The 13,135-nt window shown below is 74.4% G+C and carries 11 protein-coding genes and 1 riboswitch; of the genes, 3 read left to right on the plus strand and 8 right to left on the minus strand.

The features are described 5' to 3' along the window. The first annotated feature begins 179 nt into the window (after positions 1–179). A complete protein-coding gene (locus OG904_RS24190; RefSeq protein WP_405498228.1) occupies positions 180–926 on the plus strand; it encodes a ZIP family metal transporter in 747 nt (248 codons plus the stop codon). Positions 927–988: 62 nt separating this feature from the next. On the opposite strand, the gene OG904_RS24195 is transcribed toward OG904_RS24190, so the two are convergent. The 7 genes from OG904_RS24195 to OG904_RS24225 all read right to left on the minus strand — a co-directional run bounded on the left by OG904_RS24195 (position 989) and on the right by OG904_RS24225 (position 9,527). Further along, the gene (locus OG904_RS24195; RefSeq protein ID WP_405498230.1) at positions 989–2,350 is read right to left on the minus strand and encodes a cobyrinate a,c-diamide synthase; all 1,362 of its coding nucleotides are present in this window, start codon (positions 2,348–2,350) and stop codon (positions 989–991) included. An 11-nt stretch (positions 2,351–2,361) separates the two neighbouring features. Then, positions 2,362–2,961: a cob(I)yrinic acid a,c-diamide adenosyltransferase gene (gene cobO / locus OG904_RS24200; protein WP_053678569.1), complete on the minus strand. Its 600-nt coding sequence runs from the start codon at positions 2,959–2,961 to the stop codon at positions 2,362–2,364. After that, positions 2,961–5,099, minus strand: a complete 2,139-nt coding sequence (locus tag OG904_RS24205; protein ID WP_405494298.1) for a putative cobaltochelatase — start codon at positions 5,097–5,099, stop codon at positions 2,961–2,963. The genes cobO and OG904_RS24205 overlap by 1 nt, the downstream gene beginning before the upstream one ends. A 61-nt stretch (positions 5,100–5,160) precedes the next feature. Next, the gene (locus OG904_RS24210) at positions 5,161–6,681 is read right to left on the minus strand and encodes a cobyric acid synthase (RefSeq protein WP_405494300.1); all 1,521 of its coding nucleotides are present in this window, start codon (positions 6,679–6,681) and stop codon (positions 5,161–5,163) included. Next, entirely contained in the window at positions 6,678–7,652 is a 975-nt protein-coding gene (locus OG904_RS24215; protein ID WP_405494302.1) for a cobalamin biosynthesis protein, read from the minus strand. The genes OG904_RS24210 and OG904_RS24215 overlap by 4 nt, the downstream gene beginning before the upstream one ends. A 38-nt stretch (positions 7,653–7,690) precedes the next feature. Next, positions 7,691–7,841, minus strand: a riboswitch (cobalamin riboswitch). A 161-nt stretch (positions 7,842–8,002) separates the two neighbouring features. Beyond that, positions 8,003–8,224 (minus strand): hypothetical protein, encoded by a 222-nt coding sequence (locus tag OG904_RS24220; protein WP_328297956.1) that lies wholly within the window; start codon positions 8,222–8,224, stop codon positions 8,003–8,005. A 28-nt stretch (positions 8,225–8,252) separates the two neighbouring features. Further along, complete coding sequence (locus OG904_RS24225; RefSeq protein WP_405494304.1) at positions 8,253–9,527, minus strand: anion permease; 1,275 nt, start codon at positions 9,525–9,527, stop codon at positions 8,253–8,255. A gap of 417 nt (positions 9,528–9,944) precedes the next feature. Between OG904_RS24225 and OG904_RS24230 the strand changes: the two genes are divergently transcribed. Both OG904_RS24230 and OG904_RS24235 read left to right on the plus strand, forming a co-directional pair. Then, the gene (locus OG904_RS24230; RefSeq protein WP_405494306.1) at positions 9,945–11,087 is read left to right on the plus strand and encodes an alpha/beta hydrolase family protein; all 1,143 of its coding nucleotides are present in this window, start codon (positions 9,945–9,947) and stop codon (positions 11,085–11,087) included. A 153-nt stretch (positions 11,088–11,240) separates the two neighbouring features. Beyond that, on the plus strand, positions 11,241–12,659 hold the full coding sequence (locus tag OG904_RS24235) for a hypothetical protein (protein WP_405494308.1): 1,419 nt from the start codon (positions 11,241–11,243) through the stop codon (positions 12,657–12,659). Positions 12,660–12,692: 33 nt separating this feature from the next. Here OG904_RS24235 and OG904_RS24240 read toward each other — a convergent pair whose 3' ends face one another. Next, a complete protein-coding gene (locus OG904_RS24240) occupies positions 12,693–13,088 on the minus strand; it encodes a VOC family protein (protein ID WP_405494310.1) in 396 nt (131 codons plus the stop codon). Positions 13,089–13,135: the final 47 nt, after the last annotated feature.

Raw genomic sequence — 13,135 nt, forward strand, 5'->3', positions numbered from 1 at the left:
AGGTCCGGCAGGTCTGGCAGATCCCGCAGATCCCACAGGCCCCGCACATCCCTCGGGGCCCACCGGTCCGACGGGCGGCCCCGCCGGTGCGCCCGGTGCGCCCGGTGCGTCAACCGTCCGTGCTCCGCCACCCGGACGCGGAAGTGCGCGGGCGGCGAGGAGTCGGTATGCAGGGGCACATGGCCGTGATCGTGGCGTTGGGCGCGTTCCTGATGACCCTGGCAGGCGGATGGACGGCGCAGCGCGTCACCGACCGCCGCCACCTCGTGCTGGGCCTCGCCGGCGGGCTGATGCTCGGCGTCGTGGGCCTTGACCTGCTCCCGGAAGCCATGCGGGCGGCCGGCGACGAGCTCTTCGGAGTCCCGCTCGCCCTGCTGCTCTTCGTCGGCGGGTTCCTCGCCGCGCACTGCGTGGAACGCCTGCTGGCCGTCCGCCAGGCCTCCCACGGAGGCACGAACGGCGACGGGCACGCGGACCACGGGGGCAGGGTCCCGCAGGTCGGGCTGACGGCGGCCGCCGCCATGGTCGGCCACAGCCTCGCCGACGGGGTGGCCCTCGGCGCCGCGTTCCAGGTCGGCGGCGGGATGGGGGTGGCCGTGGCGCTGGCCGTCATCACCCACGACTTCGCCGACGGGTTCAACACGTACACGCTCACCCGGCTGTACGGAAACGCCCGCCGCAAGGCCCTGCTCATGCTCTTCGCGGACGCGGCGGCCCCCGTCGTGGGCGCCGCGTCCACTCTGCTGTTCACCCTTCCGGAGGAACCCCTCGGGGCCTACCTCGGGTTCTTCGGCGGTGTCCTGTTGTACCTGGCCGCCGCCGAGATCCTGCCCGAGGCCCACCACAGGCACCCCGCGCTGTCCACGCTGATGTGCACGGTGGGCGGGGTGGCCGGGATCTGGCTGGTCGTGGGCCTGGCAGACTGAGCGGACCGGGCGGGCCGGGGGGACCGGCCGACCCGGCCGACCCGGCCGGCCGCGTCTCCGGCTCACCGATGTGCTGCCGCGGCTTCGGCGAACCGCAGGGCCACGGACGGCTCCGCCGCCCAGTGCGTGTGCAGGTAACTGGCGTGCACGCCGTTCTCCACGAAGCCCTCGACGCGGCGCTCCGGATGCGTGAACCCCCACGCCGGGCAGGCCCCGGCACCAGGCTCGATCACCGTCCGGTGGAACTCGTGCCCGCGCAGCCGGGTTCCGGCCGGTGCGAGGACGCTGTCGGACACGGCGACCGCCTCGCGGTAGCCGAGGGTGAGCCGCTCCGACATCCGCGCGTCGGCGTCGAGCACCCCGCACATGGGCTTCCCGTCCAGCGAGCGGGCGAGGTACAGCAGCCCCGCGCACTCCGCGGCCACCGGGCCGCCGGCCGCGGCGAAGGCGGCGACGGCCTTGCGGAGCGGCTCGTTGGCGGACAGCTCCGGGGCGTACACCTCGGGGAACCCGCCGCCGATCACCAGGCCGGTGGTTCCCTCGGGGAGGGACTCGTCCCGGAGCGGGTCGAAGGTGACGACCTCCGCTCCGGCGGCGGTGAGCAGCTCCGCGTGCTCGGCGTAGGAGAAGGTGAAGGCTGCCCCGCCCGCGACGGCGACGACCGGTCGCCTGCTGGGGCTCCGCCCCGGACCCCGCGCCTCGAACTCCCCCGGAGCCCAGGCCTCACAGGCCAAGGGCGGCGCCGTCCGGGCCAGGGCCATGAGGGCGTCCAGGTCGCAGCCCGCCCGTACCTGGTCCGCGAGGGCCGCCACCGAGGCGACCGCGTCGCGGCGCCGCTCGGCGACGGGGACCAGCCCCAGGTGCCGCGACGGCGCGGCGACCTGCGGAGCCCGCCGCAGGACACCGAGCACCGGCATACCCGCTTCCTCCAGCGCCTCCCGAAGCATCACCTCGTGCCGGTCGGAGCCGACCTTGTTCAGGATCACGCCCCCCAGCCGCACCTGCGGGTCGAACGAGGCGAAGCCGTGCACCAGCGCCGCCACCGACCGCGACTGCGAGGACGCGTCGACGACCAGGACCACCGGCGCCCGCAGCAACTTCGCGACCTGCGCCGTCGACGCCAGTTCACCCCGCCCCGCGGCCCCGTCGTAGAGGCCCATCACGCCTTCGACGACCGCCAGGTCGCATCCGGCCGCCCCGTGCGCGAACAGCGGGGCCACCAGCTCCGGCCCGCACATGAAGGCGTCGAGGTTGCGCCCTGGCCGGCCGGTGGCCAGGGCGTGGTAGCCGGGGTCGATGTAGTCGGGCCCGGCCTTGTGCGGGGACACGGCGAGGCCGCGCTCCGAGAAGGCCGCCATCAGGCCCGTCGCGACCGTGGTCTTGCCGCTGCCGGAGGACGGCGCGGCGATGACCAGGCGCGGCATGTCGAACGAGGTCACCACTCGATGCCCTTCTGGCCCTTCTGGCCGGCGTCCATCGGGTGCTTGACCTTGGTCATCTCGGTGACGAGGTCCGCGAACTCCACCAGCTTCTCCGGTGCGTTGCGCCCGGTGATCACCACGTGCTGCGTCCCCGGACGGTTGCGCAGCACCTCGATGACCTCGTCCACGTCGATCCAGCCCCAGTGCATGGGGTACGCGAACTCGTCCAGCACGTACAGCCGGTGCGTCTCGGCGGCCAGGTCGCGCTTGACCTGCTCCCAGCCCTCCTTGGCCGCCTGCTCATTGTCGAGCTGTGCGTCGCGCTGGACCCAGGACCAGCCCTCGCCCATCTTGTGCCAGACGACGGAGCCGCCCTCGCCGGAGGCGCCGAGCACCTTCAGCGCGTTCTCCTCGCCGACCTTCCACTTCGCCGACTTGACGAACTGGAACACCCCGATCGGCCAGCCCTGGTTCCAGGCGCGCAGCGCCAGGCCGAAGGCCGCCGTCGACTTGCCCTTGCCCGGCCCGGTGTGGACGAAGACGAGCGGGCGGTTGCGGCGCTGACGCGTCGTGAGTCCGTCGTCCGGAACGACGGACGGCTGTCCCTGCGGCATTACGCGGCCCTCCTTAGGGTCGGGGATGAGGTACGTACGTTCTTCACGAGCCCGGCCAGCGAGTCGGCCCGCAGCCCGTCCAGGCTCACGGCGGGGCCGCCCAGGTCGGCGGCCAGTACCCCGGCCAGCCCCAGCCGCACCGGCCCGGACTCGCAGTCCACGACCACGGAGGCGATCCCCTGGGCAGCCAGCAGCCGGGCGCTCTGCCCGGCCAGTTCGCGCGGGGTGCCGCCGAGCGGACCGGCGGCGGTGCCGGCCGAGGTGGCCCGCCCGTCGGTGACCACCACGAGCAGCGGACGCCGGCTCGGGTCCCGCAGCCGCTCGATCCGCAGCACCTCGTGGGCCTTGAGCAGTCCGGCGGCGAGCGGGGTGCGGCCGCCGGTCGGCAGCTTCTCCAGCCGGGCCGCGGCGGCGTCCACGGAGGAGGTGGGCGGCAGGGCCAGCTCGGCCGCGGCGCCCCGGAAGGTGATCAGGCCGACCTTGTCCCGGCGCTGGTAGGCGTCGAGCAGCAGGGACAGCACCGCTCCCTTGACCGCGCTCATGCGCTGGCGGGCGGCCATCGAGCCGGAGGCGTCCACGAGGAACAGCACGAGGTTGCCCTCGCGGCCCTCGCGGGTCGCCTGGCGCAGGTCGTCCTTGCGGATGACCAGCCCGCGCCCGCTGCGTCCGCGCGCCTTCTGGTGCGGGGCCGCCGCGTGGACGGTCGCCGCCAGGTGCAGCTTCGTCAGCTGGCCCCGGGGGCGGGTGGCGCCGGTGGTGCGGCCGTGGGCGGTGCGGGCGCGCGAGCGCCTGCCGGAGGCGCCCTCGCCGAGTCCCGGGACGCTGAGCGTCTTGGTGCGGAACGGCTCGGCGGCCCGTACGGGTGCCTGCTCGGCGGCATCGCCCGCCCCGTCCTCCTGGGTGGAGGGCCGGTCCTGCGGACGCCGGTCGGGCTCGGCCTCTTGCTCGGGCCGGTCTTCGGGGTGTTCCTCCGTCCCGGGCGCGTCGGGTCCGGAGTCCTGCGGGGGTATGCCGCCGCCGTCGGGGCCCCCGTCGTCCGGCCCGTTGTCGTGCGGGCCGCCGTCGTCCGGGCCCTCGGGCTCCTGGCCGGGCTCGGGATCGGGCTCGGGATCGCGGTCCGGCTCCTCGTCGGGGAACTGGTCCAGGATCCGGTCCAGCTTCTCCTCGTCGAGACCCGGCGCGTCGAAGGGGTTGCGGCGGCGCCGGTGGGGGAGCGCCAGCAGGGCGGCCTGGCGCACGTCCTCCTTGCGCACCCCGGTCCGCCCGGCCCAGGCGGCGAGCGCGGTGGCGGTGCGGGCCATCACGATGTCGGCGCGCATGCCGTCGACCTCGAAGGCGGCGCAGGTCGCGGCGATCTGCAACAGTGAGTTGTCACCCAGGACCACCTGCGGGAGCAGCGCCCGCGCGGCCACCACCCGGGCGCGCACCTCTTCCTCGTCCCCGGCCCAGCGGCCGGCGAAGCCCGCGGGGTCGTCTTCGTAGGCGAGCCGGCGGCGGACCACCTCCACCCGCTGGACGGGCTCGCGGGAGGCCGCGACCTCGACGGTCAGCCCGAACCGGTCGAGGAGCTGCGGGCGGAGCTCGCCCTCCTCGGGGTTCATCGTGCCGACGAGGAGGAAGCGGGCGGCGTGCCGGACGGAGACGCCCTCGCGCTCCACGTAGTTGGCGCCCATCGCGGCCGCGTCGAGGAGGAGGTCGATCAGGTGGTCGTGGAGCAGGTTGACCTCGTCGACGTACAGGATCCCGCGGTGCGCGTCGGCCAGCAGGCCCGGCTCGAAGGCCTTCACGCCGTCGGCGAGGGCGCGTTCGATGTCGAGGGCGCCGACCAGGCGGTCCTCGGAGGCGCCGACGGGCAGCTCCACCATGCGCGCGGGTCGTGCGGCGCCGGGCCCGGGCTCGTGCGGGCCGTCGGGGCAGTTGGGGTCGGGGGTGGCGGGCGCGCAGCTGAACCGGCAGCCGGGGACGACGTCCACCTGCGGCAGCAGGGCGGACAGGGCGCGGACGGCGGTGGACTTGGCGGTCCCCTTCTCGCCGCGGACGAGTACGCCGCCTACCGCGGGGCTCACCGCGTTGAGCAGCAGCGCGAGGCGCAGGTCGGTCTGGCCGACCAGTGCGGTGAAGGGGTAGGGCGTGCTCATGCGGTGGCTCCTCCTTCTGTTCGGGTACGGGTACGGGCAGGGGACGGCCCCCGCAGGGGGGTCACGGCGCGCCCGGGGGGAGGAAGGGGAGGGCCGGCGGGGCGCCGGTCTCGATCAGGCGGAGCAGCGCAGCGGTGTCCGCGTGTTCCTCGATCAGGTCACCGAGCAGGTCCAGCTGCTCCTCCCGCAGGGTGGCGAAGGACGTGTCCGGGGCCGGGACGAAGCGGCGGCCGGCAGCGGAGGCGACCTCGCGCAGGAAGGCGCGCCGGAAGCCGTCCGACTCCAGGGAGCCGTGCCAGTGCGTGCCCCACACCGAACCGACCCGGCACCCGTCCAGGAAGGGGGTCCCGCCCAGGACTTCGGCCACGCCGTGGTGGATCTCGTACCCCTCGACGGGCTCGCCCAGCGCCGAACCCACCGGCCGCGCCAGGGTCTTCTCCCGCTCGAAGCGGATCCGTACGGGCAGCAGCCCGAGCCCCGGCACCGAGCCGGCCTTCGATTCGACCTCGTCCTCGATGTGTTCGCCGAGCACCTGGAACCCGCCGCAGATCCCCAGCACCGGCCGCCCCTCCGCGGCCCGACGCACCAGCGCTTCGGCGAGCCCGCGCTCCCGGAGCCAGGCGAGGGCCTTCACCGTGCCACGGGTGCCGGGTACGACGACCAGGTCCGCGTCGGCCAGTTCCTCGGCCCGGTCCACGAACCGCACCACCACACCCGGCTCCGCCGCCAGCGCGTCGACGTCGGTGAAGTTCGACATCAGCGGAACCGCGCACACCGCGACCCGCAGCACGTCCTCGCCCACGGGCGGGGCGACCACGGATTCCCGTACGGCACCCCGCAGGGAGACCCGCAGGCCGTCCTCCTCGTCGATGCCCAGACCGTGCTGGAAGGGGAGCACGCCGTACGTCGCCCGGCCGGTCAGGCCCCGCAGCATCTCCATGCCCGGTTCCAGCAGGCTGACGTCGCCGCGGAACTTGTTGACCAGGTAGCCCGCGATCAGTGACTGGTCCTCCGGCGAGAGCAGCGCCGTCGTGCCGAAGAAGGACGCGAAGACCCCGCCGCGGTCGATGTCGCCGACCACGACCACCGGGAACCGCGCGGCCCGCGCGATGCCCATGTTCACGATGTCGGTCCGGCGCAGGTTGATCTCGGCCGGGCTGCCCGCCCCCTCGCAGATCACGGCGTCATACGTGCCCCGCAACTGCTCCAGGCAGTCCGTGACGATGCCGAGCAGCTGTTCCTGGCGTCCGCCGTGGTAGCCGCGCGCGCTCATCTCGCCGACCGGCTTGCCCAGCAGCACCACCTGGCTGCTGCGGTCGCTGCCCGGCTTGAGCAGCACCGGGTTCATCAGCGCGGTCGGCTCCACGCGGGCCGCCTGTGCCTGCATGGCCTGCGCGCGGCCGATCTCGGCGCCCTCCCTCGTCACGAAGGAGTTCAGCGACATGTTCTGGGCCTTGAACGGGGCCACCTTCACACCGCTGCGGGCCAGCCACCGGCAGATGCCCGCCGTGACCACGCTCTTGCCGGCGTCCGAGGTCGTACCGGCGACGAGGAGTCCCCCGCCGCGCTTCGCGCCGCTCATGCGCGCCCCTTTCCTGTACGGGAAGTGCCGGCCATGCGGGAGACCAGCATCCGGGCGGCCACACAGGCCCCCAGCGCCACCCAGGTCACCTGGCGCGACAGCCGTACCGCCCGTTCGATGTCGGCGACCTCCACGGGCCGCCCGGCCGCGCCGTTCAGCACGGCCCGGTGTTCGACCCGGCCCCCGTAGGCGAGGGTCCCGCCGAGCCGTACGCCCAGCGCCCCGGCGAAGGAGGACTCCACCGGTCCGGCGTTGGGGCTCGGGTGCTTAGCGGCGTCCGCGCGCCAGGCCCGTACGGCTCCCGCCCGGTCGGGCCCGGCCAGGACGGCGGCCAGCGCCGTCAGCCGGGCGCCCGGCCAGCCCGCGACGTCGTCCAGCCGGGCGGAGGCCCAGCCGTAGCGCAGGTGGCGGGGGGACTTGTGGCCGACCATCGCGTCCAGGGTGTTCACGGCGCGGAAGGCCAGCAGCCCGGGGACGCCGGCGACGGCGCCCCACACCAGGGCCCCGACCACCGCGTCGGAGGTGTTCTCGGCCACGGACTCCACCACGGCGCGGGCCATCTGCTGCTCGTCCAGGGCCTGCGGGTCGCGGCCGCACAGGTGCGGCAGCCGTTCCCGGGCCGCCGCGGCGTCCCCGGCGGCCAGGGCTCCGCCGATGGTGCGGGCCTCGCGGCCCAGCGAGGTGCCGCCCACGACGGCCCAGGTGGCGGCTGCGGTGAGGGCGATACGGGCGGCCGCGGGCCGGGAGCGCACGGCGCGGGCGCCGAGCGCGCCGACGGCGGCCGCACCCCCGGCGCACACCAGCGTGTGCAGGGCGCCCCGCGCGCGGTCGTCGCGCCACAGGGCGCGTTCGACGGCGGCGGCGGCTCGTCCGAAGGCGGCCACGGGGTGCCCTCGGCGCGGATCCCCGAGGATCCGGTCGCCGATCAGGCCGGCCGTGGCGCCGTACGCGAAGACGCGATCGGCACGCATGGTGGCAGGTATGTCCTCGCTCAGGGTCCGCGCCCTGGTTCGACGTGTCCGGCGGTGAGAGTTCCTGGCTCCCGGACGCACTCGGGCCGAGTGCTCCGGTGACAGTGGCGGGACCGCGCCGGATTCGCACCGGACTTCCTCTCCATGCCGCCGTAATGGCTCGGGCAGTCCACCACGCAGCGCGAATGCCCGTCAACTCGCCGTTGACCTGCGGTGGGGTGGTGGTGACGGGTGGGCCGGGGCATGCGAAAGCTCCCCCCGGGAGGACCCGGAGGGAGCCGTCGCCATCAGGTGACGCAGGTGACGCAGGTGATGCATGTGGTGCGGGTGACGCGAGCGACGCGGGTGGTTCAGGCGACGATCAGGTAGATCCCGTAGCTCACGGCCGCCGCGCAGAGCGCGAAGCAGGCGTAGGCGCCGCTGCGGGCCAGGGTGGCGGCGCCGCCCCGCTCGGTGGCGGCCTCGTGCTTGGACAGGCCCATCAGACCCAGGGTGAACAGGGTCACGAGGACGACGGTGGCGCTGAGGCTGACCCCGAAGACGGAGCCGAGTGCTGCCCAGTCGATCTTCATGCTGCGGATTCCTCTGTCGTTCTCGGGGTCAGACCGCGGCGGCGGGAGCCGCGGGGGTCGCCGGGGCGGCCGGGATGGTGGCCTTGAAGGCTTCGTCGGTCACCGCGGCGGTCGTGCCGGCGGCGGGGGTGCCCGCGATCGGCGGGACGGCGACGGCGGCCATGGCCGTGGTGACCACGCCCGGCTCCCCGGCGGCGGCCGGGGCCACCTCGGTGACGTTGGTGTGGTCGACGACCTGGCGGCGCGAGATGAACCAGATGGCGACGCAGGAGCCGACCAGGAAGAGCGCGACGGCGGTGACGCCGATGTCCCCGGTGCGCATGACCAGCTCGGCGCCGGAGGCGACCAGGGCCGCGGCCGGCAGGGTCAGGCCCCACGCGATGAACATGCGGGTGGCGGTGGACCAGCGGACCACACCGCCCTTGCGGCCCAGGCCCGCACCCATGACGGCGCCGGAGCACGCGTGGGTGGTGGAGAGGGAGAAGCCGAGGTGCGAGGAGGCGAGGATGACGCTGGCGGCCGAGGTCTGGGCGGCGAAGCCCTGCTGCGGCTGCAGGTCGGTCAGGCCGCTGCCCATGGTGCGGATGATGCGCCAGCCGCCCAGGTAGGTGCCCATCGCGATGGCCATGCCGGCCGAGACGATGACCCAGACCGGCGGGTTGGAGCCGGGGGCGATGGCACCGCCGGCGACGAGCGCCAGGGTGATGATGCCCATCGTCTTCTGCGCGTCGTTGGTGCCGTGCGCGAGGGAGACGAGACCGGCGGAGGCGATCTGACCGGCGCGGTAACCCTTGGCCGAGGTCTTCTCGCCCATGCCCTTGCCGACCTTGTACGTGACCTTCGCGGCCAGGTACGCGGCGACGCCGGCGACGATCGGAGCGGCGATCGCGGGGATCAGCACCTTGGTGACGACGACGCTGCCGTTGACCGCGCCCATGCCGGCCGAAGCGACCGCGGCACCGATCAGGCCGCCCATCAGGGCGTGCGAGGAGCTGGAGGGCAGTCCCACCAGCCAGGTGACGAGGTTCCAGAGGATCGCGCCGACCAGGGCGGCGAAGATGACCTCCGGCTGGATGCCTTCCTCGTTGACCAGGCCCTTGGAGATCGTCTTGGCGACCTCCACGGACATGAAAGCGCCGACGAGGTTGAGCACGGCGGACATGGCCACCGCGGTCTTGGGCTTGAGGGCGCCGGTCGAGATGGTGGTGGCCATCGCGTTGGCCGTGTCGTGAAAACCGTTCGTGAAATCGAACACGAGAGCGGTGATGATCACGATCCCGAGGAGAAGCGTTATGTGCTCCATTTACCCAGGCTTCTGTTTGACGTCAGTGGTTCGTGGACCGTAGGCAACCTGGATGAACGGAAGGTGAACTGCCAGGGGTCATGCGGTGTATCGACCCGGCACCCGATCGGGACCTTCGTCCCGGAAGGGGCGCCGATACATCCATTAGTGCAAGTCACAGCGGGGTGTCGGCATCTCGTGGACCGGGACCTGTGGCATGGCGTCCCCGCGCGTGCCAGGGCGGAAGAGATCTAGATCACCCTCCCGGGCCGCCCCTGGAGGGCCGTGATCGGAATCGTGCCCTCCGCCGGTCCGCCGGTCCGCCGTGGCTCCTCCGCCGGTCTTCCGCCGATCTTCCGCCGGTTCTCCCGTGGCCTCCCATGGTCCACCCGTGGTCCTCCGGTGGCCCTCCGTCACGTCCGACCCGACACTGGAGCGGTGCGCACCGCTACAGCGACGGCAGCGGCCGTCACCACGACTCTGCTCGGCGCCGGCGCGGCCGCCGTGACCGCCGCCGCGCTCGCCGGCCGGTACGCCGCCGACGCGGCCCTGCGGACCGAGCCCGGCCAGCCGCTCCCGGGCAGCCCCCGGCTCAGCGTCCACTCCACCGCGGCCGGCCGGGTGGAGCTGACCCGTTCGCTGGCCTCCCTGCGTCCCGGTACGTACGGACTCACCGCGCCCGGGGTGCACGCCGTGGTCGGACCGCTCCTCCCCGACGCCCCGCACGGCCCCGACACCGTGGTGCGCCGGCTCGTCGCCGTCACCCACGGCAGCCTCGACCCCGGGACCCGCGTCACCCTCACCCCCCAGATCCACCTGGGCAACCCGGGCACCGCCCTCGGGCTGGACCACGCCGACGTGGACGTTCCGGGAGAGCTCGGCGCACTGCCCGCCTGGTTCGTGCCCGGGGCCCGCGACACCTGGGTGATCACCGTCCACGGGCTGGGTGCCACCCGGGAGCACCCGATGGTGGTCATGCCCTTCCTCCACCACCACCGGCTCCCCGTCCTGGACATCGGCTACCGGGGCGACCTCGGTGCGCCCGCCTCTCCGGACGGCCTCGGCCACCTCGGGGAGTCCGAATGGCGCGATCTCGACGCCGCCATCCGCTACGCCCTGCGCTACGGCGCCCGCCGGGTCGTCCTGCACGGCTGGTCCACCGGCGCCACCATGGCCCTGCACGCCGCCGAGCGCTCCGCCCTGGCCGACCGGATCTCCGGGCTGGTCCTCGACTCGCCCGTGCTGGACTGGCACGCCACCCTGCGCGCCCTCGCCGCGGCCCGCCGCACCCCCGCCCCGCTCCTCCCGTTCGCCGTCAAGGCGGCCGAGGGCCGCGCGGGCCTGCGGGTGGACCGACGGGCTCCGGGTGCGGATCCGGGGGCCCTGAGGATTCCGGTCCTGATCTTCCACGGCCCCGACGACACGCTCGCCCCCTGGGAACCCTCCCGCCGGCTCGCCGCCGCCCGCCCCGACCTGGTCACCCTGCGCTCCGTCCCCGGGGCCGGGCACGGGGCGATGTGGAACGCCGATCCGGCCGCGTACGAAGAGGCGCTGCGCCGCTTCCTGACCCCTTTCATGTAGCGCGCCGTGTGACGGGGCGTCGGACGAGGTGTCCGAAGAATGTGCGCCGGACGGGACGGGGAGGGCGGGTTGTCCCGGTCTGTCCCTCGCGGGCCAGGTGGCAATGGCCGGTTCCGTTTGGGCTTTCGGCCAGTGACGGGCGAGACTGCTCACGTGACGTCCCGAAAGCCTGATGAGCAGTTGGCTCGCGACTCCAGACTCCGACTCATCTCACCGCGGTCCGTCGCCACGGCCCGCAAGGCGGTGACCGACCGGCGAACCCGGACCGCCCCCAGGCCTCCGGCGGGTACCCCCGCCACGGCCGACCTCGCGAACAGGGCCCGCGCCTCGCTCGCCGACGCCGTGCGGCTCGCCCGCTGGGCCGAGCTCCACCTCGGCGCGGGGGGCGGCGACAGGCCCGCCCCGACGGGTGCGCTGCCCGCGGCCGACGCCGAACGCGCCGCCGCCCAGCTGAATCTGACACCCGGCCAGATCCGGGTCGGCTGGGACCGGGCCCGGCTCTCCGGCCTGATCGAGATGCACGGCGGCCATGCCCGCCCCGGCTGGCGCCTGCGCGCCTGGGACCGGGACGACACGGCCGTACTGCGCGGCTGGGTCGCCCTCTTCGACGCCTGGTCACTGGTCCACCCGGCCCCCGCCGACATCGCCCCCGCGGTCGTCGCCGAGGTCGTCGAGGCCATGCCCCAGCTGCTCTCCCTGCTCCAGCTCTCCGCCGGTCCCGTGACCGTCCCCGATCTGCTGGACCTGCTCGGGCAGCGCGTGGACGAACTGCGCGACGAGCGGTGCGAAGTCCCCTACGAGGCCGCCGCGCACGCGGCCGGCCACGGCGAGGCCGACCCCGCGCCGCCCGTCCCGCTCGCCCGGCTGCTGCGCTGGGCGCTCGGCGGGCTCGCCGCCGTGGACGCCGTCACCCTCGGCCCCGCCCGGGCCACCCTCACCCCCCTCGGCAGCTGGGCCGTCTGGGTCAAGCTGGAACAGATCTGCGTCGCCGCGCAGAGCCCGGCCGGCAACATCGAGCAGTCCGCCGCCGCCATGCTCCACGGCTGCGCGCGGCTGACCCCGGGCCCGGCCCGCGCCGAGTACCAGGCCTGGCTGGCCGCCCGGCCCGTCGGTCACGCCGTCTCGGAGCTGCTGCACGCGGCCCGCGGCGAGGACGCCCTGCTGCGCGGGCTCGCCTTCGAGGCGCTGCGCGTGGTCGGAGCCCCCGCCGAGCCCGAGGTGCGCAAGGCCTCCCGCGAGGGGACCCTGCGCCCCTACGCCCTGCTCTGGCTCGCCGAGCACGACGGGGTGGACCCCGACGAGGCGCAGGACGTGCTCACCGCCGAGGAGCAGACCTGGCTCTGGGTGGACACCGCGGCGGCCATCGCCGACCACGGCGAAGCCGAGCTGCTGGCCCGGCACCTGGACTCGGCCGTGCGGACCACGGTTCCCCGGCTGCTGGACGAGGTCCGCGCCGTCGGCCACCCCCGCACGGTGCAGGTGCTGGTCGCGCTGGCCGCCGCCCACCCGGACCCCGCCCTGGCCAAGGCGGTACGCCGGGCGGCCTTCCAGGTGCACACCGGCGGCGCGTAGCGCCCGTACGGGTGAGGGCGTACGCGCCGCGGCTCAGACCTGCGGTGCGTACGTCCCGAAGCTCCACACATTGCCCTCGGTGTCGCGCGCCATGTAGTCCCGCGAGCCGTAGTCCTGGTCGGCCGGCTCCATCAGGATCTCCACGCCGTGCTCGACGGCCCGGCGGTGGTGGGCGTCCACGTCACCGACGACCACATAGACCCCGGCGGGGCCGGCCGCCTCCATGGCCTTGTCGAAGGCGCCGCCGCGGCCCTTGCTGCCGAGCATCACCATGCCGTTCCCGTACGACAGCTCCGCGTGCATCACGGCGCCGTCCTCCCCCTCGTACGCCGCGACCTGGGTGAAGCCGAATGCCTCCGTGAGCTGCTGGATGGCGGCCTTGGCGTCGGTGTACAGCAGTGTCGGATAGACGGTCGGAACGCCTGCCATGACGATCACTCCCTCTTGTGCCGTGTGTGAACGGTGACCCACGTCAC

Source organism: Streptomyces sp. NBC_00096, assembly GCF_045041305.1.
Lineage (GTDB): Bacteria > Actinomycetota > Actinomycetes > Streptomycetales > Streptomycetaceae > Streptomyces.